Source organism: bacterium, assembly GCA_023230585.1.
In the GTDB taxonomy this organism is placed as follows: Bacteria; Ratteibacteria; UBA8468; order B48-G9; family JAFGKM01; genus JALNXB01.
Window position 1 is genome coordinate 1 of record JALNXB010000030.1, and the last position, 25,023, is coordinate 25,023.

15 protein-coding genes and 1 pseudogene are annotated in these 25,023 nt (G+C 36.0%); 3 read left to right on the top strand and 13 right to left on the bottom strand.

Features of this window, described 5'->3' with window-relative positions:
• The 9 genes from M0P98_06025 to M0P98_06065 form a co-directional block, all read right to left on the bottom strand.
• Positions 1 to 1,308, bottom strand: a 1,308-nt coding sequence (locus M0P98_06025) for a hypothetical protein (GenBank protein MCK9266421.1), incomplete at its 3' end; no start/stop codon positions are given.
• Between the two features lie 79 nt (positions 1,309 to 1,387).
• Positions 1,388 to 2,461, bottom strand: coding sequence for a dTDP-glucose 4,6-dehydratase (gene rfbB, locus M0P98_06030; GenBank protein MCK9266422.1), 1,074 nt, complete (start codon positions 2,459 to 2,461; stop codon positions 1,388 to 1,390).
• Positions 2,462 to 2,528: 67 nt separating this feature from the next.
• Positions 2,529 to 3,767 carry a cystathionine gamma-synthase family protein gene (locus tag M0P98_06035; GenBank protein MCK9266423.1) on the bottom strand — a complete coding sequence of 413 codons (1,239 nt, stop codon included), beginning with the start codon at positions 3,765 to 3,767 and terminating at the stop codon, positions 2,529 to 2,531.
• 290 nt (positions 3,768 to 4,057) lie between these two features.
• Positions 4,058 to 4,522, bottom strand: coding sequence for a GNAT family N-acetyltransferase (locus tag M0P98_06040; protein MCK9266424.1), 465 nt, complete (start codon positions 4,520 to 4,522; stop codon positions 4,058 to 4,060).
• A 7-nt stretch (positions 4,523 to 4,529) separates the two neighbouring features.
• A complete protein-coding gene (locus M0P98_06045) occupies positions 4,530 to 5,162 on the bottom strand; it encodes a hypothetical protein (GenBank protein MCK9266425.1) in 633 nt (210 codons plus the stop codon).
• 442 nt (positions 5,163 to 5,604) lie between these two features.
• Positions 5,605 to 6,462, bottom strand: coding sequence for a sugar phosphate isomerase/epimerase (locus M0P98_06050; protein ID MCK9266426.1), 858 nt, complete (start codon positions 6,460 to 6,462; stop codon positions 5,605 to 5,607).
• Between the two features lie 20 nt (positions 6,463 to 6,482).
• Positions 6,483 to 7,523 carry a Gfo/Idh/MocA family oxidoreductase gene (locus M0P98_06055; GenBank protein MCK9266427.1) on the bottom strand — a complete coding sequence of 347 codons (1,041 nt, stop codon included), beginning with the start codon at positions 7,521 to 7,523 and terminating at the stop codon, positions 6,483 to 6,485.
• A gap of 95 nt (positions 7,524 to 7,618) precedes the next feature.
• The gene (locus tag M0P98_06060; GenBank protein MCK9266428.1) at positions 7,619 to 11,260 is read right to left on the bottom strand and encodes a hypothetical protein; all 3,642 of its coding nucleotides are present in this window, start codon (positions 11,258 to 11,260) and stop codon (positions 7,619 to 7,621) included.
• A 388-nt stretch (positions 11,261 to 11,648) separates the two neighbouring features.
• Positions 11,649 to 13,244, bottom strand: coding sequence for a hypothetical protein (locus M0P98_06065; protein ID MCK9266429.1), 1,596 nt, complete (start codon positions 13,242 to 13,244; stop codon positions 11,649 to 11,651).
• Positions 13,245 to 13,561: 317 nt separating this feature from the next.
• Between M0P98_06065 and M0P98_06070 the strand changes: the two are divergent.
• A pseudogene (locus M0P98_06070) lies at positions 13,562 to 14,346 on the top strand (hypothetical protein).
• Here M0P98_06070 and M0P98_06075 read toward each other — a convergent pair.
• Positions 14,339 to 15,730, bottom strand: a complete 1,392-nt coding sequence (locus M0P98_06075) for a neutral/alkaline non-lysosomal ceramidase N-terminal domain-containing protein (GenBank protein ID MCK9266430.1) — start codon at positions 15,728 to 15,730, stop codon at positions 14,339 to 14,341. The pseudogene M0P98_06070 and the gene M0P98_06075 overlap by 8 nt on opposite strands.
• A gap of 146 nt (positions 15,731 to 15,876) precedes the next feature.
• Here M0P98_06075 and M0P98_06080 point away from each other — a divergent pair, with 146 nt between their 5' ends.
• The gene (locus tag M0P98_06080) at positions 15,877 to 17,352 is read left to right on the top strand and encodes a tryptophanase (protein MCK9266431.1); all 1,476 of its coding nucleotides are present in this window, start codon (positions 15,877 to 15,879) and stop codon (positions 17,350 to 17,352) included.
• Between the two features lie 569 nt (positions 17,353 to 17,921).
• On the top strand, positions 17,922 to 19,511 hold the full coding sequence (locus tag M0P98_06085; protein MCK9266432.1) for a hypothetical protein: 1,590 nt from the start codon (positions 17,922 to 17,924) through the stop codon (positions 19,509 to 19,511).
• An 8-nt stretch (positions 19,512 to 19,519) separates the two neighbouring features.
• On the opposite strand, the gene M0P98_06090 is transcribed toward M0P98_06085, so the two are convergent.
• The 3 genes from M0P98_06090 to M0P98_06100 all read right to left on the bottom strand — a co-directional run bounded on the left by M0P98_06090 (position 19,520) and on the right by M0P98_06100 (position 24,593).
• Entirely contained in the window at positions 19,520 to 20,023 is a 504-nt protein-coding gene (locus M0P98_06090) for a DUF2148 domain-containing protein (protein MCK9266433.1), read from the bottom strand.
• Between the two features lie 79 nt (positions 20,024 to 20,102).
• Entirely contained in the window at positions 20,103 to 21,104 is a 1,002-nt protein-coding gene (locus M0P98_06095) for an amidohydrolase (GenBank protein ID MCK9266434.1), read from the bottom strand.
• Between the two features lie 63 nt (positions 21,105 to 21,167).
• Positions 21,168 to 24,593 (bottom strand): right-handed parallel beta-helix repeat-containing protein, encoded by a 3,426-nt coding sequence (locus M0P98_06100; protein ID MCK9266435.1) that lies wholly within the window; start codon positions 24,591 to 24,593, stop codon positions 21,168 to 21,170.
• Positions 24,594 to 25,023: the final 430 nt, after the last annotated feature.

The following is a 25,023-nucleotide window of genomic DNA, read 5'->3' on the forward strand; positions in this document are numbered from 1 at the left end:
ATCTTCAAGCCTATCTACAAGTTCTAATCTGTGTATTTCGTGAGGGTTAAACTTTGATTCTACTTCTTTAAGGAGTTTTTCATATACCTCTTTTGCTTTAGAATACTTTTTCTCACTTCTATAGGTATCTCCAATACCCCTGTTCGCACGCATCTGTTCGTTTTCAGAGATACCTTCTAATTTTAATATTTCTGAGTATACATCTCTCTCTTTGTTAAATTGTCCTGATTCGTTAAGTATTGTTGCTTTAGTAAAAAGAGTATATACCTTATATCCTAAACACAAATTAGGTAATTTTAATATATCGTCACAGGTGCGAATAGCGTCTTTATAATTTTTTTCAAGACGATAACTTTCTGCTATATTAAATAGCATAACCTGTAAATTACAATCAACTCCTTCTATATTTTTTAGTGTTTCATACTCTTTTCTTGCTTCTTTAAATTTTTTTTTTTTGATAAGCGTATCGGCTTTTGCAAGAATATGTTTTATTTTATCAGCAGATAACTCTTCTTTTCCTTGAGAAGATTCTTTTATCTCTTCTAAGGTTAAAACCCTGTTATATATTACTACTTCATCAATATCTATTATTTCTTGTTGATTAATTCCAACCAAAAAAGGTCGCCCTGCTGGAACGTATTCGCCGTTATGAGCAGTTTTACCTACCAGAGAACCGTTAAAGTAGAGAAGAATTGTTTTTCCATCCCAAGTAAAAACAAGGTGGTGCCATACATCTTGAGGAATATCAACACCTACCGCTCTAACAGAATAAGAACTTCTATTTCTTCCGTCTGAGGAACTACCTGGAACACAACTTATCCTTGCAACAAAGTTTTCTGGTTTGGGTGTAGGAAACGTGCACCACCCTGCAGCTCCACCACCTGACGCAATAATTGAATTGATATTAGATTCAAACCCTTCGTGTTTTGTTGATTCCCCACTTCTTCTGAACCAGCATTCTGCTGTGAAAGATTTGTTTAGTATCTCTACCGCTTCTCCTCGATAATATCCTCTATCCAATCTTACAGCTTTCTTTCCGGGGATACGACCATCAATTATCTTTAAATCATCAATAATTTTTCCCTTTGCTTTAATTGGTATGAAAGAAAGGTCGTTTCCTTTCCCAGTTAAATCTTTAACAACACTTTTGCTATCAGTTACTTCTTCAAAAGTATAATATCTGGATACACTTGGATCTTTCATTAACTTCTCTTTTCTTGCGTTCCACTTTTGCGCTATTTCATTTTCACCTCGAAGTGTGTAAACCATAAGCAATAGTATTAGCCCTACATAACGCAACATCTTCATAAATTTTCCTCCATTGTTTTATTGTTAGTTCAGGTGTTCTTATAGATGTTTTTTTGTCTTTATAAAGATTGCAAAAATGTTATCTGTTATTATAACAAATCTTTATCCAGTCAAGGTATTCACCGCTTTTCACTCTTTCTGTCCATAAAGTATTAGTTAGATACCACCTAACAGTCTTTTTTAACCCTTTCATCATAGTAAACTTCTGTTTCCATCCGAGCGTGTCTTTTATTTTGTTACAATCTATGGCATACCGTCTATCGTGTCCTTGCCTATCTTTTACGTACGTTATAAGTTTTGTTAGTTTTTCTATATTTAATCCTGCCTCTTCTGCTACTATTTCGCATAAAAGAAAGACTAATCTTTTATTTTCATACTCATTATCTCCACCAATATTATAAGATTCTCCTGCGTTGCCTTTTTTTAATATAGACCAGATACCAGAAATATGGTCCTCCACATATATCCAATCTCTAATATGCTTTCCGTCCCCATATAATGGAAGAGGTCTGTTTTCAAGCATATTGTTAAGCATAAGCGGAACAAGTTTTTCTGGAAACTGGTAAGGACCGTAATTATTAGAACAGTTAGAAACAGTAACAGGTAGTTGGTATGTATGGTAGTAACTTTTTGCAATCAGGTCCCCTGCTGCCTTAGATGCTGAATAAGGGCTCCTTGGAGCATAAGGAGTTGTTTCTTTAAAAAAGCCCTTTTTGCCCAAAGAACCATAAACTTCATCAGTGCTTACCTGGTGAAAAACAACATCTTGCCTATCCTTCCAGAATAGTCTTGCTGTTTCAAGTAAATTAAAGGTACCTGATACATTTGTTTTGATAAAAGTTTCAGGGTTAATTATAGACCTATCTACATGAGATTCTGCTGCAAAATTTATAATGGTATCAATATTCTGCTTTTGAATTAATTCAGATATTTTCTTTTTGTCACAAATGTTATAGTGGTAAAAAAAATATCGTTTTGGATATTTTTCTGAAATATCGTTTAGATTCATCAAGTTGCCGGCATAAGTAAGCGCATCTACATTAAAAATCGTGCCTTTAAATTCCTTTAGAGAAAAAAGGTAACGTATAAAATTTGCACCTATAAAACCTGCACCACCTGTTACCAGAATATTTTTTAACAATCTGTTCTGCATAAAAGTTTGTATAAACAATAAATTAACGATTTTTTATGGCTACAAAAATATCAAAATACTGCTTAATTTATATTGAGTCGAGAGCGTTCTTTACATCTGAAATTAGGTCTTCATAATTCTCTATACCAACGGAAAGACGTACCATTCTCTCTGTTATACCTAAATCTCTTCTTAAATCTTCATCCACATCAACGTGTGTCATTGTAAAGGGGTGTTGTGCAAGACTTTCGGTGCTTCCCAAACTTATAGCAAGTCTAACAAGTTTTAGAGAGTTAAGAAATTTGAAGGCTTCTTTTTCTCCGCCTTTTAAATCAAACGCTATCATTGCACCGTTTCCAAGGCATTGGCGTTTTTTTATTTCATATTGGTTACCATCTTTTTCTGTAAGGTTACCTAAGTAATGAACTTTTTCTATTGCTTTATGGGTATTAAGAAATTCGGCTATTTTGCTTGCATTAAACCCTTGAATATCCATTCTTGCTTTAAGGGTTTCCAAACTTCTTGTTAATAACCAACTTGTGTTTGGAGCTGACATATTTCCAAAAAAAGTTCTTAATGCTTTCATTCTGCCTATAAGTTCTTTTGAACCAAGACAAGCTCCTGCGATAAGGTCGCTGTGGCCACCAATATATTTTGTGGCTGAATAGATGACCATATCTGCCCCGTGTTTTAACGGATGTTGCCATAAAGGGCCCAAAAAAGTATTATCAACAGCAACCTGAACTTTTTTGTCTGGTTTGGAGAATGATTGGGCTATCTCTGAAATAGTCTTTATATCAATTATTTCGTTTGTGGGGTTTGCAGGGGTTTCAAGATAAATCATTGCAAGTTTATCTGCAGAACCAGTATTTTGTATTTTTTTGATTATCTCTTCTTTTGATTCTAACGCCATAAAAGAAGCAACTTTTATATCAAATTTAGGCAATATTTTCCTTATGAGGTGGTCTGTCCCTCCGTATAAAGGGCTACTTATAAGGAGTAGGTCACCAGGCCTTAAGAATTCAAACATAAGTGTTGATATTGCAGCTAATCCACTTTCAAAGACGGCACAATCTTCTGCACCATCCCAGAGTTTTAGGCGATTTTCAAAAAGTTCAAGATTGGGGTTGTTAAGCCGACTATATATTAGACCTGGCTCTTCCCCTTCGTTAGGTTGTCTATGCCCGTAGGCAAGTTCAAAAAAAGCTTTACCTTCTTCTGCTGTTTGGAAGGCAAACGTTGATGTCTGGAATAGAGGACATTTAATAGAATTTTTAAATTTTTTTGATTGGTATCCGTAAGACATCATAAGACTTTCAGGTTTCATTATTCCTCCATAAGGTTATATATTAAACGTAAAATTTTGATTAATACTAACATTATATCAAAAGGGTGGTATTTTGTAAATTTTTAACGAAAAGAAAAATAAAGGCAAGGATAAAAACATAAAAGAAAAAAACTCCCCTTACCTTCCATCCTCTCCCTCAAGGGGAGAGGCAAATAAGGAAAAGGCAAATGCAGAGTTACTGAAACAAGTTCAGGATGGTAAATTGGTGCGTTCGGATGGTATTGTGGGCAGATAAAAGCATAAAAGAAAAGCGTATGTGGTGTTTATTTTTAAAATGTGATACGCATCTCCACTTCACCTGTTTGGTTAAAGCCACACTTGTTGTAAAAATGAATATTTTTAGAGACACAATTAAGGATAACTTTATAACAACCTCTCTGTTGGGCTTTTGATATAAGTTGATGTATTAAAATATCTCCAATGCCTCTGCCTCTGTAGTTTGTATCAGTGACAACATTTTCAATATGTCCGTAAGGTTTACAATTATGGGTGAGATTTATCTGAATAAGGAGTGTGCCAGTAGCAACTATTTTACCGTCTATACTGGCAACATAAAGGTAGTAGTCTGGGTTATCTAAAATTTGATTAAAAGTTTTGGTATAATCAGGAAAACAATTGTTATCATTAAGGTTTGGCCTACTTAACTGGTGTAACAAAACAAGTATATCATTGAGATTATCTAATTCTGCTTTCTGTATGACTATATTTTTGTTTATATTTATATTACCAACCATTGACTTTCTAAACTGTTATAATGTTCATCCCGCTTGATTTAAGGCGATTCAGCGTCTTTTCATAAAGTTCGCCCTTATCTTTATTTGTGATAAGTGTATATTTTTTATTGGCCTTCATATCAATCTTAATCATTCTCATACTTCTTGTTTGGTACGTGCACTCTCTTCCAATTTTTGAACTATCTGCAAGTATAATAACTTCTTTGGCTCTTCTCATAATATGTTCAACCTGTTGGACAGTATTTATATCGTCTGATGTTAACCCTTTTAGAGAAATACCGGGGCTACCCATTATGATTTTGCCTATACGTGAAAAATTGAAATGAATGTCAACTATACTTAAATTTTTGCGTGAAACTTCCCCAGAAACGATACCTATAAAATTTTCAAGGAAAAACGATTCATAACTTTTCAACCAAGTGTTTAAAATAAATATATTATTTGTCCATATCTTGAGCATAAAATGTTTTTCTGACTGAGGTAGATACTCTCCAAGATAAGAAACAGTTGTGCCTGCCCCAAGGAAAATATCGTCCCCAGAATTGATTAAATCCATACATCTTGTGGCAATCTTTTCTTTAAGTTCGTGTTTAAATTTACGTCTTTTTTCAAAAGAAAGAAATAGGTCTTTTATATCCATACATAATATATTACATAATTCATTACAAGTTGTCAAGTATTATGTTAAAAAAAATGTTAAACATCCCCATTCCGTCTTTACGAGTTTAAGGATAAAAACAATAGTGTATAGGATAAAGACGAGGATTGCCACGTCGCAATTCCTATGAAAACTATGGAATAAAACGCTCCTCGCAACGCCATAAAACGGCGACAAAGCAAAAAATAAAGACAAAAGAACCCCTCACCTTGCATCCTCTCCCTCAAGGGGAGAGGCAAATAAGGAAAAGGCAAAGGCAGGGTTACTGAAACAAGTTCAGGATGACAGATTGGGGCGTTCGGATGGTATTGTGGGCAGGTAGAAGGCAATACAACTTCCCCATTCCGGATACCTTAATAGTAAAAGATGGAGGTCGACTTTTGCCGACCTCCATCACCGGAATAGTTAAGAAGAGTTATCAACATTACAGATTTTTTTCTAACAACTCATCTGTATCTTCTATCATTTCTTTCCAGGCATCAATACTGTGAGTATTGTTTGGCCCAAAACTAAAAGGTGCGGCTTCAATAGTTGCAGAATAAGGGTATTTTATTGATACCAGACCTTGAAAAAAAGTTTTCCAATTGATAAGCCCTTTTCCAGGAGCAAGATGCGAATCTCTATCGCCTGCGTTATCTTGAAGGTGTAACGCTACAAGACGTGGAGCCATTGCTTTTAAAAAGATAGCGGGGCCTTCTGGTCCTTTACAAACTGAAGCGTGCCCTGTGTCAAGGCATAACCCAAAACTGGGGTGAGAGAATTTCTTTACAAACAACTCAAAATGTTCTGGTTTTGAACCCCATCTAATTGAGGTAGGACCTGGCAATGTGTTTTCAACTGCTATAACAATACCTTCTTTTTCAGCTAATGGTAGTAGAGTTTCAAAACTTTTAGACAGTTGAGAAATATATCTATCTATCCCCTCAACTTCAACACTATAACTATTGTTTGTAGGGTGTAATATAACCGCCCTACTCCCAAGCATAGAAGCTTTTTTTATATAAGATGCAATTCTTTCTGTTGCTTCTAATCGTATAGTTTCATAAAAAGAAGATACATCGTCACTCTGAGAATAAGGTAGATGAAAAGTTTCCAGTTTCACAGAAGATGCTTCGTAAAGAGTCCGGATACTTTTGATTTCTTCTTCTGTTTTTCCATCAACAAAAGACCAATGGGCTTCCATTGAAGGTATGTTTGCATAGTTACATAACGAGATAATCTCTTCGTGAGATTTATTTAATAAAACTGAAGCAGTTGCTGCCCAGTGCCATAATTTTTTCATTGTTAAATTCCTTGTCGTGTTTACATACCACCTTTTTTGTGACATTCTTCAATAACTTTTATTACTCTTCTTGCACTCTCAGGTGTTATAAATAACGGAGCACCTTCTGTAAGTGATTTATGTAGGAGGTCATAAAAGACGACAGACCAAGAGATAGCGTTATCTGGTACTTTCCAGTATTCTTCCTTCCATTCAACATCTTCGCTACTATATTTTCTTTCTACTGTTTTTGGCTCAGTAGGAAGAACCCTTTCTGGAAGTTTTTCAAGGTTAGCAGTTTTCCACCATAATTCAAGGTGATTTCCTTTTAATCCTCCTTTTGTTCCCATAATAAGCAGTCTTTCCTGGTGTTTGTACGCAGAGGATGATGTTACTTCAATATCTATTGAAGGTGAAGACGCACTTTTTAATACTATTTTTACGTGGTCATCAGCATCACCAAGAGTTAACGTTTTGTCGAGTTGACAAAAAAGTTCATAAGGTTCATCTTCAGGGATAAACTGCATAGCCCAGTCAATACAATGTGGACAGGTATCGTTTAAGGTTCCGCCCATATATTTTTTAAATACTTGCCAATCCCATCTTCTCCCAAACCCAATCCATAAAATTTTTATTTCAACAATTCTTCCTAAAACCCCTGAATTAACTATTTCTTGAACCTTTTTAAATAGATGGTCGAGCCGTCTGTTCTGAAAAGGCGCAAACACTTTATTATTCTGTTTAGCAGCTTGTATCATTTTATCAACATCAGCAACATTATCAGATAAAGGTTTTTCGCAAACAACGTGCTTCCCAGCATTCAGAGCCGATATAGTATGTTGAGTATGAAGAAAAGAAGGGGTAGATATAGAAACGAGTTCTATTTCTGAATCTTTTAAAAACTCGTCATAATCTGCATAAGTTCTACATTTCATCTTTTCTTCAGCTTCTTTTCTTCGTCCTTCATCTATATCGCAGACAGCAACCACTTCATATTGTTCAGGTAACGACATTAAACTACCACAATGATGGTAAAACCCACTCCTTCCATACCCAGCAACACCTGCTTTTATCTTTTTCATTTTACACAATCTCCTTTTTCGGTTTATCCGATTTGAGAACTACCTGTTTTGTTTGAAAGTATTAAGGTTAATAAATTTTTTAAGCTAAGTCAAAATTATTTAATTTTAACAGATAATGTTTTAGACGGTTCTGAAACATTATCCCAACTATCTACTGCAACTACCTTATAATGGTACTCTTTTCCTATCTCAAGTTCAGGGTCTATGAATAGAGTGTCTTTATTACTTCCCAGAAGGTTACTCTGGTCTACCTGAAAATCTTTTTTATCACTCCTGTGTATATTGTAATACCTTACACCTTGTGGCGCTGTTGAAGGTGCCCACAAAATTTTTATGTACGGAGGTTTAACTTTATAACCTTGCCAAGCCAGTGGTGCTTCATTTTTATCAGCAATAAGATGTTCAACTTTTATATTTTCTGGTATGGAAGGTTTAGTTGAGGGAGTATTATCTGGGTTTGAAGGGATAAAATTAAGGTCGTTGGTAACAAGAATATTATCAATAGATATACCTGCATCTGAGGTTTCAAACTCCAAAGTTGCTTCGCCAGCCGGTTGTCTTAATATTTGGTTATCCATAGATACCCATTGCCAATCTTTTCCTTTTACAGATATATTGCCAACAACCTTCCCGTTAATTTTAACTTTAAAAGTTCCAGAGGATACCGGTGAGCCTATAGCCCACCCAGTAGTATAAGTTTGCCGTTCAATATCAGACATCCCTCTAACTCTTGCCATTACCTTAAAGTTTGTTATGTTAGGAACAACTATATTTAGTTGTAAAGAACCCGTTAACCCTTCTTGGAGTTTTTTCTTATATATAAGTTCAGGGTCAGTTATTGCTACAGCGTAAGAGTTGGAAGCTTTCTTAGGTTCAAAAAAAGGTACAAGAGGTTCCTTAAGTTTTCCTGTTTCCGCTTGATAAAAATGGCGGAACAAACTACTTTTGTTATTAGATACTTCGTTGGAAAACATCCGACTTTCAAGCCCAGAATATTCTACCGAAGTAAGAAGAAAATATTTGTTGTTATCAGGCAAGGGATATGAGAGGTTTTTAATAAGTTCTTTATTGACCTTCTCATATTTGCCACCACTATCATTTGAAGAGTATAGGTTGTACCCTTCTATTTCTTCACAATACCTTGGTTTATCCCAGACGATATTATTGTTTTTTATTTTTACGTTTTCAGGTGGCATTGGGTACCTAACAACAGCTACATATAGGTCTGCCCAAACTCTGTTAGGATGGTCACCTGTAAGGAGTGGTGAGAAAAAAACTACCTTAGTGAAATCTGGGCTGGGAGTAGAAGATGTCCTAAACATAGGTTTATGGTAAGCAGTTTTATCTCTTCTGGTTCTATACCTTATGTTGTAATCGTGGAAATTGGTAAAAACTGCAGTCCAGTAAGTTTTGTTTTCAAGATCTATCATAAGAAAAGGCGAAACAGGTTCAGCGTACCCTTCGACAGTTGCAAAACCTTTGTCTCTCCTAAACTCGTGTGGCCAAGAGATTCTGTCAAGTTCCAAGTTGTTACCTATAAAAGTTACTTCTCCTGTGTAAGGGTCATTAACACTTATAGTGTTTCTAAAAGAACTGTGCATACCGAGTGCACTCATATGTAGGAGGGTTCCGTCTTCAAGCAGAAGGATAGCGTTATCTCCAGAGCGAGGTAACCCTGCTGCCAGTTCCCACCAGTTGTACGAAGGTTGAAACGTTCCGCCACTATGGGTTGAAACATGTTCTGTAATTGTTACTTTTGGGTTAGGTACAACTCTTAATAGCCCGCGTTTATCGCTCTCTGTAAGAGAAATAGCCCAGACTTGATAAGGGTTCTCTGGGTCATCAAAAAAATTATTTCTGTTCATATCAAAGAGAAAGTATCTGTTACCATCTTTATCAACAGCATTTCGCCAATTATTCCAACTTTTTCCCCAAACACTTGATATTGGCATACCATCAACTCCTGAGGGTCCTTTTGGGTAGATTGTATCGTTTTCAGGTTTTTTTGAAATACTTTTGAATTTAAAAGTTCTAAAGTTTTCGCCTTTTATATCTGAAAGCCCTAACTGGGTTTTGTCATTGGAGTGCCAAATAATAGTGTTATGAACAATATCTTTAACATTAGGTCCTCTGCTACTTCCTGTACAAGGGTTTTCTATTATTTTCCATCCCTGACGTGAAGGCATATTTATCTTGACTGTTTTACCAGTTACAACATTTTCTAAAACTATTGCACTTAACGTTCGGTTTGTACATATCCAGTCTTCGGGATTTGTGTTTTGAGGAATATATTTTTGCTCCCAAGGGAAAAGCCATACAAGAGGTTTCCATCTATCGTTCATATATCGGGCTGAACCGTCTGTACTTATAAGTCCTCTTGGAGTTTTCATCCATCCTGTGTAAATATATTTTCCTTTATGGCTAAAATCAGGTGTTCCGCAATAAGAGTGGTCTACCTGACCTGCCTGTGTTATCATCCATATTTCAGTCCCTATAAAAGAATCTTTAAACACAACTTTTCCAGGGCGGTCCCAGTTAGGATATTTATTTATAAGTTCCATATTATGTAATGGATGCACAGGTGTTTTTGCTACCCAATTATCATTTAAAACTGTGTCTCCAAGCCGTATGAGTTCAACTTGCTTTAAGTAAATTGTTGCTGGGTGCTTTGTGGGAGGGTAACCTAAATATGAAAAACCAACATCCGTTGCCCTTGTTGCTTTTCCTGAATTTGTAACACAAAAAGGTAGTTCTGCCCATTTGTAATCTTCTGATACTCCAACAGGTATTTTGTATTGCCCGTTGTTTGCCGCTAAATGTGTCTGGTGTGTATTTGTTTTTACCAGCGCTCTAAACAAATAAAATCCAGAAGGAAGGCTGATGGACTGGTAAAATTTATCCATATGGTACATCCCTTCTACAACAAGAACTTCTTTGTTATCAAAGTTTATGGCAGCGTTACTTCTATATCTGTATAGAGTCCATCCTGGGATGTTGCCGTTTACTCTGAGCAACTCCTTGTTTTTTAAAAAGGTTTCCTTTTCAATATCTAAAATCTTTGTTGCTTTCTCAGAGGTAGCTTTTATATAACCAAGACCTGCAGAACCAACGCTTTTATTTTTATCATCCCTTGTGTATGAAGAAATCATATATTCAAAAACAGAAGAATCGTCTTTTTGTAGTAAAGACATATTTGCAGAAAGATATACCATTCTATCCATTACCAGAAGAGTATATTTAACCCCACTTGTTTTTCCGTCTTTATCGTACGAACGCCAGGAGTTACTATGGTGGTTGACATCGCCGTTTAAAAAAGTGAGCATATAATCAACTCCTTCACTTCTACCACCGTCTTTTCTACCTGTCTTGTCATCGCCGTCAGCTTTTAGGTAAATATGGAAAACGTTGTTTCCTTTTATATATGGTTTTGTAAATTCAAATTTGAAAGCGTGTACATTTTCTGTCAACGGGGTATGCCAAACCTTAGATATTACATTTAGGTCTGGATGAATTTTTTCTTGAGATTCTGCTTTTGAGTTTGTCCCAACAAGTGTCCAATTATATTTTGTGTCAGGGTTTGCTCTAAGAATGGTTCTCACTTTTTGGGTTAGGTCTGTGGCAGGTACGGTTTTTACCTTTTCTTGAGTTAAGACTTTTGTTGAAGTTATCAGAAACATAATTAAGCTAAGGAAAATATAAGATTTTTCTAATAATTTTTTAATCTTTAAATCCTTCATTTTATTCTTCTCCTTTTCGTTTACTGTTCTGTTAAACTTGGCTATGCTTTAAGTTGTAGTTGCGAGTTATTACTCCCTCGGAGGTACTCGGGATAAATACGGAATGACATACAGGGGGAGTCCTCGTCTTCATCCTATACACTATTGTTTATTCTCATTCCTTTTCCGCCTTCGGCGAGATTGCCACGCCAAAAAACAGCTCGCAAAGACGGGATGGGGGGCTGTTAACAAAAGGTTCAAGCCTTTTGTTCTTATACTCTGAGCCTGTTAAGCCCTTCGGAGACGCCCTTTGTGCAGAAGGGTGAGTTCTCAGAGTGCCCGATTGTGGCGTAGAAGGTGTATGCGCCGTAGTACCAGAGTGAGTAGACACCTCATACTTTTTTTCCCTTCATTTCCCTATTTTGTTGGTTTGAATTATTGTCCCATCGTTTCCAACAGCAATAAAGGTTCTGTTAATATATTTTACCCCCCAAAGGTGTGCAGGTGTACAAGATATAGTTTTTCTCCATATTTTACCATCATTAGAAATTAACATCACCCCGTTCTCTCCAACCGCTACAAAAGTATTTTCTCCGTACCCAATACTTCTTAAATCGGTTGTTTCTCCTGCGTTTATTTCTGTCCATTTTTCTCTATCTTTAGATATCATCAAGGAATCGCCTCTGGCTATAGCTATATAAAGGTTGTTTCCATAAGTTATACCGTAAAGAGAAATTGTATGATTAGAAGATTTTAGTTCCCATCGTAAAGCATCTCTTGACTCAAGTTGAATACCGTTATCTCCTATAACTGTAAACCTATTATTTCCGAATGTAATACCTCTGAGGTTTGTGTTTGTGTTGGAACTAACATTAGTCCAGTTAATAGCATCTTTTGAAACAAGTATCGTACCATTGTAACCAACAGCAACAAAAATTCTGTTTCTGTATATAACATCCCACAGAATCTCCCTTGTCCCTGAAACTTGTTCTGTCCAGACTAACATATCAGGGGAGGTCATAATAAGTCCGTTATATCCAACGGTTACAAATAACCCTTTGCCATAAGAAATATTTCTAAGATGGGTCTTTGTATGTTTAGATAATGGTTCCCATTTTGTCCCCTGAGAAGAAAGAAAAATTGAACCGTTTGTGCCAGCTGAAACAAAATTATTATTGCCGTACGCAACACCGTACAAATTAGAGGATATATCAGCTTTTATAACATTCCAGTTAGATCCATCCTCTGAAACAATTATCGCACCATCGTTACCAGACGCAATGAACAGGTTATCACTACTTGTAATAGAGTGTAGGTAACTACGTTGCTTGATGGGCTTTAAAGTCCATTTTCTTCCGTCTTTAGAAGTGAGCAAGGTACCGGCTGCACCAACAGCAACAAAAATCCCTTTACTGTATGTTACACCTCGCAAATGGTGGTTTGTGCCTGAGGTTTGCTGTTGCCAAGTAGAACTATTGGTTGAAGTAAAAATAGTTCCATAATCTCCTACAGCAACAAAAACTCCATTCCCAAAAACCACGTTATGTAGGTAAACAGTATTATCAATATTATGTTTGCTCCACCTTTTCCCATCCTTAGAGGTCAATATTGTCCCAGAATATCCAACTGTTACAAAAATATTTTTTCCAAAAGTTATCCCATTAAGGTATTTAGATGTATCAGAAGAACTTAAACTCCATTTTTTCCCATCAGGAGAAACCAGAATCGTTCCGTATCCGCCAACAGCAACATAAGTTTTGTTACCAAAAGATACTCCTTTTAAAGGTCTTGTTGTCTCAGAATTATGAAGTTCCCAAGATTTTCCATCGTGTGAGGAGAGTATTGTACCCCAATCCCCAACAGCAATAAAAGTATTATTACAGTATGAAACATCGTTTATACAGTTTCCTTGAGGTAGAGGAACTTTCCATTGCCAGTTATCAATATTAGAAGCAGAAGCGAAAGATACAAATAGAAAAAATAATAAAAGTATAAAGTTTTTCACTGGTACCTCCTATTAAAATTGTGAATATTCAGTAAACCCCGTCTTGCCTATTCGAGAACTTGTCTGCATAAATCTTTTGTGCAAATGAAGACCGTCTCCTACACCAAGGCATCCTTGCTTTTGTCTTTTCTTCCTTGAATCTGTTTTTTTGCACAATTCAATTGGTTACATTATGTTTTGATATATTAGAGCTTTTTATTAAAAATATCAATAATATTTTGTATGTTCTTTAAATTAAGTATAATTATTGTATATATGAAAAGAGGCGTTTATAGCAAAGTTTTTTAAGGGAATTTATCATTAAAGGAGGATTGAAAATGATACAATTGGTATTAACTCCTGAGGCAGGGAAACGTTTGATAGCAAAAGCGGTTGTTCAACTTCCAGATATTAAGGATGCGTTAATATCTAAAAAATAGTAATTGTAGCAGGAACAACCAATGGATATGTTGCTGAAGAGATTTTAAAAGATATAGGAGAAGAGAAAAACTTTTCCTCTGAATATTTTTATAGAGGCGTAACTATGTCTCCATTAAGACAAATAGACGCTAAAAATAAAATTGAACATAAAAAAAATTTTCCAGGGGATGTGGTAATAATTAAAGGCGAATGGAAAAAAGGTGTTACCCTTTTTGATGTGTCTGATGAGTTGGAAGAGGGAGATATAATAATAAAAGGAGCAAATGCAATAAATCTTGATACCAAACAAGCAGGAGTTCTTATTGGGATACAAACAGGGGGAACTATCATTACAACTATCCAAAACGTTGTGGGAAAAAGGGTTAGGTTGATAATCCCAGTAGGTTTAGAAAAGAGAGTGTCTTGCGATTTAAGAAAAACATCTTTAATGATAAATAGTCCAGGCAACAAAGGTTTGAGATTGATACCTGTAGAAGGCGAAGTAATAACCGAAATAGAAGCAGTGTCTATTCTGACTGGGTCCATTGCTGAACTTTTTGCTGCTGGCGGTGTTTGTGGTGCTCAAGGCTCTATATGGCTTTCTGTTAGAGGTAACAGAGAAGAAATCAGAAAAATAGAAGAAATATATAGTTCTATTTTGTTAGAGCCACCTTTCGGAGAAAATATAAAAATCTCTATTTAGAATAGATTTTTTTTAACATTTTAACTGAGCAATCACCTACCAATTTAAGAGAATTTGGAGCAAGGCAAGACCAATTAGCTGTTTCTGTCTCAAACCCCCCTCTTTTAAAAGCCTCTTCTGTTGGTATGTAGCCGGTAGCATCGTTTGTCATATGAGCACATAAAGTAAAAGGTGCAGGAGATTCTGCTTTAATTCTGAGTTGTTCTTCAACAAAAGGTTCTCCTGGAACTCCCAGAATAGCAATATCACCAATTTTTATTGCCTGAACAGGGCATTGGTAATATTTGTTTTTAGCAAATCTTTCTGCCATATCAATACGTGAATGAGCGTAGACCCATTTCCATTGTATATTTGTATGTGCCTCATCTTCCCATATAGGTGTGGGGTATTGTTTGAGAAACTTATGAGCGTCTTCAATCGTTTTTTCATCAAGATTTCTTCTTGTAAGTTTAACTGTTTGCAAATCATAAGATATATTTTCTACATTAACAGGTTGCATCTTTTCTAAAAGGATTTTTTGGACAGTCTCTGCAAGTTTTTCTCCCATCTCTATATAATCATCTTTATGCCACGGGTCAAGATGGTTGTTATGGTGAATGTTTCCACAGAACCCGTTAATTACAAGCGCAACACATTTTTGCCCCAACATTTTTTGAACCGCAGTCGCCCACGCACCTGGCCAGCCAGCGGTAACTTTACGACGATTATAACCGTGTACAGGGTGGCAGGTATGATGTAGTAGCGCAGATATTCTTTCTCCTTTTGTGTTGGTAAACAAAATAACGCTTACATCAGGGTCGATAGGACCTTCGCAATAAAGTATATCTGAACTAAACCTTGGAGGGTGAGATCTTACTGTCCCGTCTCTCATAACAAAACGTCTATTAAACGAAACTCTACCATCAATTCCTCTACCTGCCATAACAGTAGCAGGTTCAAGGTTTTCGACAGCTTTCCCTATGGCTTCAAGTATTCCTTTAACTGCAACAGGAAAATATTTCTCATCTCCTCCTCTAAGGAAAGATAACTCTGGAGAAAGCCCTTCATATTCATCTGATATAGCTTCGTGTCCAAGAGAGGGGGTTGAGTGAGTTTGAGTTGCGTGTATCATTAAAGCTTCTGGGGCAATCCCGTATTTTTTTGATGCTTCATTTTTTATAATATCTGAAAATTTCTTAGTGACTATTGTAAGGTCTAATTGAACAACACAAACTCTTTCTCCGTTATGTTCTACAACAAGAACTTTTGCATAAAGAGGGTCCATTATCTCTTCTACAGGACGAACCCGTCCAATATCACCCGCTAATTGAATACCTTTTTCAGGGGAAATATCAACTTTTGAAGCACCTGCTTTCCACGATTTATTACATTTAGATTTGTTCATAATTCTCCTATTAGGTTAAAGTGTTAGTAAAAAATATAACTCTAAATCCATTTTGACAACTTGCTATTAAATGAGATAATATCATATAAAAGTTTTTCATACAAAAAACCATTACATAACAGAAATATTGCTTTTAGGAGGAGAAAATGGATAACTGGCGTATCTTTAAAGATGAAAATAGTCTTGAATATAAGGTAAGACCGTATTTTAATCATTCAGTAGAGTTCAAAAAACACTGTTCGGTAGAAGAAAGGATGAAAACTCTTGAAGAGGTTGGATGGAATGTCTTTTTCTATCCTGCTGAGATGGTTACAGGTTGCGACCTTCTATCTGATTCTGGGACCACTACCATGACCAACCAACAATGGGCTTCTATGCACTATGGGGATGAATCTTATGGAGGTAATAAAGGATATTTTCTTTTAAGAGATAAAATTAAATCCATATTTGGAGACGATTATTTTAATGATATTTCCATAAACAAACCAAACGCTTTTATCTTTCACCAAGGCAGGTCAGCTGAGTACGCTCTTTTTGCAAGCGTAGGACAACTTGGTCAAGGGCTTGTTATACCAAGTAATGGACATTTTGATACAACAAAAGCTAACATTGAAATTAACAATATATCACCTATAAACCTTTTTTCTAAGGATTTAAGGAACAATGAGTCTACCTTCCCTTTCAAAGGAAATATGGATACAGATAAACTTAAATCTATTCTTATAGAAAACTTAGGTAAGGTGCCTGTTATTTATTTAACAGTTACAAACAATACTGGGGGCGGCCAACCTGTTTCAATGCAGAACATAAAAGAAGTTGCAAAAATATCTCATACCAATAACATCCCTTTCTTTCTTGATGCTTGTAGGTTTGCTGAGAACGCTTGGTTTATAAAGAATTTTGAAGAAGGGTATAAAGAAAAAAGTATTAAAGACATAGTTAAAGAAATGTTTTCTTATGTTGACGGTTTTACGGTTAGTTTTAAAAAAGACGGGCTATCAAATATGGGTGGCGGGCTTTTTATCAAACAAGGCGGGCTTTTTTACGAAAAACACTCTAACTTTCTTGACGATATAACAAACTATCAAATTGGTAGAGAAGGTAACCCAAGTTATGGTGGAATGTCTGGTCGAGATATAATGAGTTTAGTTGAAGGTTTAGATACTGTGGTTAGTGAAGATTATCTCAATTATAGAGTAAGACAGGTCCAAGAGTTTGGGGATGCAATGACTAAAAGGGGTATTCCAATATTAACTCCTGTTGGTGGTCACGCTGTTTATATGGATGTTGACAGGTTTTTTGAAGGTACAGATATGAAACCAGAAAATTTTGGCGGAATCTCTTTTACTGCGTTACTTCTTGGTCTTTATGGGCATAGAGCCTGTGAACTTGGACATTTTGCGTTCGGTTCTTTAACAAAAGATGGTAAAGATATATTTCCTGACGTTAATTTTGTAAGGTTTGCCGTTCCGCGCCTTAGGTACGAGAAAGACGATTTAGAATCTGTAGCTGAATCTGTTAAGTGTCTTTATGATAACAGGGATCTGATATCTGGCGTAAATGTTATTTCGGGGAAAGAACTTCCTTTAAGACATTTTAAAGCAAGGTTTGTTTTTAAATAAAAGTTTGTTTCAAAAAAACAATGAAAACAATGCTCGTAAACACATAAAAGAAAACAGCTCCCCTCACCTTCCATCCTCTCCCTCAAGGGGAGAGGCAAATAAGGAAAGATTGTCATTGCAAGTGATGAAGGTGGGTCCTCGGAGTATTTTGCGGAGGTCTGACCTTCGTCTTAGTCAAGTGTAGGGAAAAGGAATACCCCCGCTTTTGCCTTCTACCCTTGAGGGATTATAGGTATAGGAAATCCTTAGGGTCTACTAAGAGTTTAATGGGATGAGGTATATCCACCGAAGCCAACCTACGCTAAAATACAAGCGTCGGCAGGTATACCTTGGCGTAGGTGAGGTGCAGTTAGCAGGCTAAGGAAAAACGAAAGGCGTAACAATAAAAGATGAGATTGCCCTATATGTAATTCCGGACTTGATCCGGAATCTCGTTTTTCTTGCTACCAACGTGGATTAAGTGAGAGATTCTGAAACAGGTTCAGGATGGTAAACTGGGACTTTCAAATGACAAAAAACGTCTCATAGCTAAATTTGGCAGAAGTAACTAAAACTTAAGGAGAAAGAAAATGAAATATAAAAATAGAGTCAGTTTTTTTATCTTTCTGATACTGTTATGTGTTTCTATTAAAGGGTTTTCTGCAAACTTATTTGAAAATGGAAAACTAAAAGTATTAAAAAATGGTAACACTGTTTACATAAGAAGCGGTTTTTCTGAAAAAGAAGACCTCATTGTAACTGTTGGGTTAGGTAGAAACAACAAACAGATAAATTTTAATGGAACGTTTTTGTTGAGTTCAGATGTCCCTGTATCTGCTGAAATGACAAAAGGAGCAAAAGGTATACATGGAACAGGTGACGATACGCCAGCCATACATATTAACGGCACCTATATCGCTGGTAACCACGGAACATCTATAGGTTTGCAGGTTGTCTGTAAAGAACACGGTTTAACCAGTTCTAACCTTGGGAGTGAGTGGGAAGATGAGGCAGGTAAAAAATTTTATCTTATAAAGATAGTCGATGAAAACCAACTGCTTTTTCTTGGTAGAAATAGAGCGAAGGGGGATATATGGCAGTTTGAATCTACCGCAAGAACAAATACAGTTTTAAAAAACAGTTTAACTGGTAAGGTTATAAATTACACAAAACAAACTCTTGGAGTACAAATATGGCCTTCCTTACACATAAAGAAACAAGAATATATGGTTGATGGTAAAAAAGTTCTTAAAGAAGGTGAAGTTGTCGAATGTGAATGGTTAGATATAATTGAGGAGTATGAAGTAGTAAACACAGGCTCGCTTTTGGCTGACATAATAAAAAACTCAGGACAAGAGAGAGATTTTGTTGCTGACCATCTTGATACTGTCCTGCAGTATAACCTAACATACAGGTTTTTTCCTAACGGTGCAAATGTCATATACCATAAAATAAAAACTAATCAAGAGTTCAGGTTAGGACAATTTTTGTTCTTATGTTCAGCAAAACTTTACAAAGGGAAGTATGGACTACAAGAATATTATGTACCTAAAACATTACCTTTTACTCAGAACGATATATTTTACGATTTTAGGGGTATACAGAATTATAATGAACGTCCCCCCTCCCCTATTACGTTTAACGAAAAGTTAAACAATCTTTCTGACACACAAAACCCTCCTGACAGATTTATTCAATTTTTAAGCGAAAAAGAAGGCGATAATATTAAAAGAGAGGTCGGGTTTGCGTTAGGGTACTCTGTTTTGTACGGTATGGGTCAACCTTCTATGAGAATACAGAATGCAGGTAATTTTTTAATGCTTTATACATCCCAAAAAACTTATCCTTTTGTAGCAGACCGAAAGATTGGCAGTATAATTCCAAAAGGTTCTGAATTTTACTGTGTAGGTTACAGACAATATTTTAACCCACAACGTGCAGGTAATGCGACCTGTTTATACTGGAACCAGCAAGAGAAAGATACTGTTGTTTATATTGATTACCATAAATCGGTTGATAAAGATACCGTAAAATTACCGGCTAATATGGTCGGCAAAAAAATAGAGATTATAGAAAAATCTGATTCTTTGGCTCTTGATACAAAAAAAGTTATACCTGCTGAAGGTATAAATGTTTCAGTCAAAGATAATTACGGATACGTAGTTTTTAAAGTTAAATAGTTTTTATACTATTTTTTACCAAGAAGTTTCTCGTTATCTCTATCAAAGAAAGGGTTTTTAGCGCTAACGCTTAAAGGAATACCGTAAGCAATTTTAACTTCTTTGCCCAACATACCCAGTTTTATAATTGCTAACCCTGTTGTATACATAACTCTGCTATCAACTCTATTGTCCATAGCCACACTAACAGCAGACCCTATGGCAATTCCAAGGTCACCTGTGTTGAATATACAAGGATGTTCTGGATGAGTTTTTTTCTCATCACAATTAGCAAATCCGCACATTCCGCAGTATGATAATTCTAATGGAGATATCTTTGTTCCAATGGCAATCATAGCGTCTGCCGAAAGAATGTTTATAGAATCTCTAAGGAAAAACTCTGGTACCCCATCTTGTTTTACCATTTTTTTAAGTTTATCAGAAACTTTTTTTATTTCATTTTTTCCAAATAAAGCTATCTCAAGGTTATCTACGCCTCGTGCTTTTGGTGCAGTTCTTGCAGATACCATCATTTTTTTTGCAACCTCAAGAACTGTCTTTTCTCTAATATCTTGTTCGAATAATATTGGCAAAATCTCCTCCTTTTTACTTTTAAGGTCTTGTGTTACCTCGTCTTTTCCAAGTGAGTGGCTCTATTTTGAAAAGTTTTTCAGCGTTTTTATGTGCTACTTTCTGTAACACATCATCCGTCAGGTTAAGGTTTAATATAAAACGTGCGTGCGCAAGAAAACTCTGTGTTAAATATTCATCAATCTTACCCACGAAAGTACAATCACTTCCAAAAAGAATTCTATCGGAATATTTAGTAAAAAAGTCCCTATATACTTCTTTATCAGGTTCATTTAATGTATCAGCCCATCTTAAAAAGAATCCAACACTTGTATCTATATAAAGGTTCTTATATTTTTTGAAAAGTTTTTCAAGTTGTTCCAACCCTAAATATATCTGGTGAGCACCTATAAAAGGAATTTTGGGGTATTTTTTTACCACTTCAAGTGTTGCTGCTAAAACGCTTTGGTTAGAATTTGCCAAAGTTTTAAATTCGTTACCGCCGTGGTATGGGGAAACGCTCATCCTTTGAGTTATATGCCATAAAACGGGTAATTTAGCTTTTTCAACAACCTTAAACACCTTATCCCATTTTTTACTTAACCAAACATCAGGTTTAGCATCCTTGTTTACAAGTATAGCGTTATTATGAAGTTTTAAACCTTTTGCTCCTTGCTTTATTGCTTCCTCCATAATTTTGTGGTCAGGTTTTTCGTAGTGCATCCAGTATAACCAATTAAAGTTTGGGCTATGAGAAGCGATTGCTTTGCAGACAGGAATCATCTCAGGGTTATTAATTATTGTTATAATACTATCAAGCCTGAAAGCGTCCAGGTTAGCAAAAAATTTTTCAAAAGTTTCGTACGTTTCATAATAAGCCTTAGGAGTAAACTGTCTCCCATAATGGGTATGACAATCCAGCCAATAATCTTCGTTTGACGGAAAATGGAACCCCCACCCTTTTGAGAACCCTTTATCAATCTTATCCCTTGTTTTTACATCCGGCGAATAATTATACTTCCCAACCTTTTTATTTTTTACCATAGAATTACCCTCCTTTTTTAGGCATTATATCATAGCATTGTCTGTTTACAAATAATATACATATTAAAAACAGGTCTTTGTGGTTCCCATATTTTCTCCGTTAATTCCTGAACCTATTGCTGGGCTTCCTGGTTTTAAAGAAAAATCTCCTTTATCTATATCTACAAACAATGGGTCAGCGTGCAAACTATTAGTATCTCCTCCCGTGATTTCTCTTAATTCGCTTAACGTGCTGGCTTTTTTGCCATTAAAATCTACCATTTTTCCTATCTGTTTGGTCTTCTCAACCTCCTTGAAACAGAAAAGGTTATGGTCGCTTAAAAAATTTTCTTTCTTTATTACCCCAAGAAGAATCGCTCCGTTGTTAACTTGTGTTGTAGGGTGATAAAAAATATTATTCAAGAATTTTGCGTCTATATCTCCGTGTATACGTACGCTACAAACATCTCCTCTCACAAAGGTGTTATTCTTTATTAAAAGCCCTGGACTATTTCCCCACACCTCAAGATGGTACCTTGCACCCCAGAAAAGGTTACCTTCAACTCTTAAATTTGGAGCATTTTTAACAAACCCGCCCTTCAAAAATGCTCCACCTAAAGGGGTTTTATATCCAAAACAGCAGTTTAAAATTTCTATATTTGAACTGTTATTAATACCCAAAACCCCTTCTGCTAAGTCTGGAGGGTTCGTAAACGTAAAACCGTCAACGGTTATATAATGTTTACTCTGTATTGAAACAATAGGTAGTATTGCCTTTATCCCGTTGATTATAACATCTCCTTGCCCGTGTTTTCTGTAAGTTATACGCATCCCAGCGTAACCACTGCTTATAGGCGATATAGGATGGAAATATTCTCCCGGCAGGACCAAAATTGTATCTCCTGGACCCGCTTCAATATTTGCTTTACGTATTGTACGCCAAGCGTTTTTTTGTGAAAGCCCGTTATTATCATCGTTACCATTGGGGGCAACATAAAATGTTGAAGGGGTTATTTGCTTATCGCTTGTAATAAAAGAAAAGATACTGCTTGACGAGTTACCGCCTCTGCGTCCATCATTTTCTATTTTAAACTCATATTCCGTTTTAGGCTTTAATCCAGTAATCCCTACAGCGTGAATTGTTCCGTATTCAGAGTTTGAAGCCAAACTCCATACAGAGGTACCTTTTTGACGGTAAAAAACTTTACCTGTAGTATCATCAAAAGGGGTATTCCATACTACTGTTACACTCTTATCTCTGAGAGCCGTAGTTCTTACGTTTTCTACGACAAAAGGTTTTACTGCTGAAGGAAAAGCACCTGCAGACTCTGTAAAAAGATTCATAAACGCTACTGGGCTGTCAGAATATACCCTGTAATCATTTTTTTGTGGGTCAACAAATTTAATATCTCCAACCAAACTCCCCCACTCATCTGAAGAAACATATTCTATTTTTGAACCCTGGTACGCATTGTGGCTTGCAATAAAATTCTTTTGTGAATCAGGCGTAATACTAACAGGTTTTTTATATGTCCCAGCAAAAATATTATCTCTAACCTTAGCACCTATAGAACGCTTTTCCAGAACTATTGCTGGGCTATTGTTTACAAAAGTAGATTGGTAAACACCGAGGTTTTCTGCAGAAAAAGCCCTAATTCCAGCACCAGTTATTTTTTCAAACAGACAGTTTTTTATAGAAACATTTTTCCCTCTAACTATTATTCCACCATCTTTTATGTCCGTAAACGTAAAACCTTCAACGGTTACATAACTACCGTTAATAACCATTTTTTTAGTCTTAACCTGTTGTTTCTTGTATGCCCTTATCAATATAGGTTTTTCAGCAGTACCAGAGACCTTAACAACCAAATTTTCAGGATAAGAGCCTTCTGAGACGTAGAGAGTGTCGCCTGGTTTAAGTTTTGACAAAGCAGTTGAAATTGTTTTAAAAGCATTATTTGGGGATGTCCCTAATGCAGTATCTTTTCCTTCTGGCATAACAAAATATATGTTTTCTGCCTGCTTTAAATAAGCACCAACGTTTCCGCCACCCACTCCTTTACACAAAAAAGGGCTGTCGGAATGTAGCCTATAATCAGAATATGTAGTATCAGCAAAACCTGCATCAGTTATCTTTGTTTGGTTATTGCCTAAAACTAAATTATTAAGAAAAGTTATATCGTGTTTAAAGATATTATCGCCTGTGCTATCGGAAGATACAGAAAGCCCTTGAGTATTCATTGTTCCAGTTACAGTATTGTTTCGGACAACAATTCTTTCGCTTCCATCTTTTGCAAATTCTCCATACCAGTTAAGCGCACTATATGAACCTACGATAACATTCCCTTCAAACAGGCTTCCCACAGGGATACCCCGTCCCAGAAAAGTGCTTCCGGTAGGTTCGTTCATTATATTGTTTATTATATGGTTGCGCGGACCAGGCCATCCGTATGTTCTAATAGCCCCGTAAACAGGAACACCTGCTGTACGGAGCGTAGAAACAGAACTATCAATTCTGTTACCTATGAACAGGTTGTCAGAATCAGCGTTTCTTGTACCGCTTGTCTTATCAATAAGAATACCTCCTCTTGTGCCATTACGTATTCCATAATTATTCTTTACAAGAGTCCATTTTGTATTTCTCCAGAGCACCAACCCAGCAAGTTCGGTTGCAAAAAAACTACAATTTTCAATTGTGTTATGTTGCCCATCATAAACTGCTAACCCTGCAAACCCGTACCTGAAATTGATATTCTTTATACAAACATAACTTCCTTTCAGTTCAACGCCTCCTCGTCCTTCCTTGTATATATCTCTTCTTCCGTGTGATACACCTATAACAATAGGTCGTGCAACTACAGCAATTCTGTTTGCGTCTGGTCCTCTACTGTTTGAAAAACGTACATAAATTTTATCGTTTGACTCATCATAGTGGAAAGTCCCTGGTAGTTCATCTACCCGCTCCAACGAACCAGCGTTTTCCAGTTTTATAACAGAAGGTTCTTCCCATATCCCTGAAACCTCTACAATAGAAAGATACGGTGGTCTTGGTAGTCTGTGTACAACCTCGTAAGTGAACCGCCTATCTGGTGTTTTTACAAGAGAACCAGTATACTCTGAACTGTTAAAAATAACCCTGTGCCCTGAAATTGCTTTAATAGTGATAGGTTTTCCCTCTTCGCCAGAACAACCGATTACAACCCCTGAAGTGTTGTATGAACCTTCCGATATTAAAAGAGTGTCGCCTGGTTGTAATTGAGTAAAGGCGTATTCAGGGTTTTTCCAAGATGTTTTTAACGAGAGCCCGTCTGAGTTATCGTTTCCATTTGGCGATAAATAATATGTTTTACCCGGGGCAAGATTCTTTCCACATCCATATATGTTTTCATTTATGTCTGTTGGTAAGAAGAATTTATTGGGAATATTTTTATTATTGGCAGGAAAAGAAAAAGATGCTACAAGTAAAAAGATAAGTAAACATACTTTATAGATTTTTTTATTAAACTTCATATAATACTCTCCTATTTAGGTTTAACACTTTTGTGCCGGCTTACTAACAATAATTTTTATTATGGTTATATTATAAGTCTTTTATTTTAAAAACAAAAAAAACAGAAAATATTGTATCTGTTATAGTTTTTTTCTTTAAGGAAAAAAGTATGTGGTGTCTACTCACTCTGGTACTACGGCGCATACACCTTCTACCCAACAATCGGGCACTCTGAGAACTCACTCTTCTGCATAGAAGACATCTCCGAAGGGCTTAACAGGCTCAAGTAGAAGAGCAAAAGGCTTGAACCTTTTGTTAACACCTAAATTCCCGCAAAAATTATAACTATGTAGAAACAGATATCTTCAAACTTTCCAGAATTTCTCTTTGAGATTTGGTAATCTCAGTAAGAATTTGTCCATACCTACCTGAATAACTAATCTGTGTTAA

Coding starts and splice junctions, on each gene's coding strand:
- M0P98_06085 (MCK9266432.1), top strand. CDS start 17,922: ATGAAATATAAAAATAGAGTCAGTTTTTTTATCTTTCTGATACTGTTA.
- M0P98_06080 (MCK9266431.1), top strand. CDS start 15,877: ATGGATAACTGGCGTATCTTTAAAGATGAAAATAGTCTTGAATATAAG.
- M0P98_06055 (MCK9266427.1), bottom strand. CDS start 7,523: ATGAAAAAGATAAAAGCAGGTGTTGCTGGGTATGGAAGGAGTGGGTTT.
- M0P98_06090 (MCK9266433.1), bottom strand. CDS start 20,023: ATGATGGTATCTGCAAGAACTGCACCAAAAGCACGAGGCGTAGATAAC.
- M0P98_06060 (MCK9266428.1), bottom strand. CDS start 11,260: ATGAAGGATTTAAAGATTAAAAAATTATTAGAAAAATCTTATATTTTC.
- rfbB (MCK9266422.1), bottom strand. CDS start 2,461: ATGCAGAACAGATTGTTAAAAAATATTCTGGTAACAGGTGGTGCAGGT.
- M0P98_06050 (MCK9266426.1), bottom strand. CDS start 6,462: ATGAAAAAATTATGGCACTGGGCAGCAACTGCTTCAGTTTTATTAAAT.
- M0P98_06075 (MCK9266430.1), bottom strand. CDS start 15,730: ATGAACAAATCTAAATGTAATAAATCGTGGAAAGCAGGTGCTTCAAAA.
- M0P98_06045 (MCK9266425.1), bottom strand. CDS start 5,162: ATGGATATAAAAGACCTATTTCTTTCTTTTGAAAAAAGACGTAAATTT.
- M0P98_06095 (MCK9266434.1), bottom strand. CDS start 21,104: ATGGTAAAAAATAAAAAGGTTGGGAAGTATAATTATTCGCCGGATGTA.
- M0P98_06035 (MCK9266423.1), bottom strand. CDS start 3,767: ATGAAACCTGAAAGTCTTATGATGTCTTACGGATACCAATCAAAAAAA.
- M0P98_06040 (MCK9266424.1), bottom strand. CDS start 4,522: ATGGTTGGTAATATAAATATAAACAAAAATATAGTCATACAGAAAGCA.
- M0P98_06100 (MCK9266435.1), bottom strand. CDS start 24,593: ATGAAGTTTAATAAAAAAATCTATAAAGTATGTTTACTTATCTTTTTA.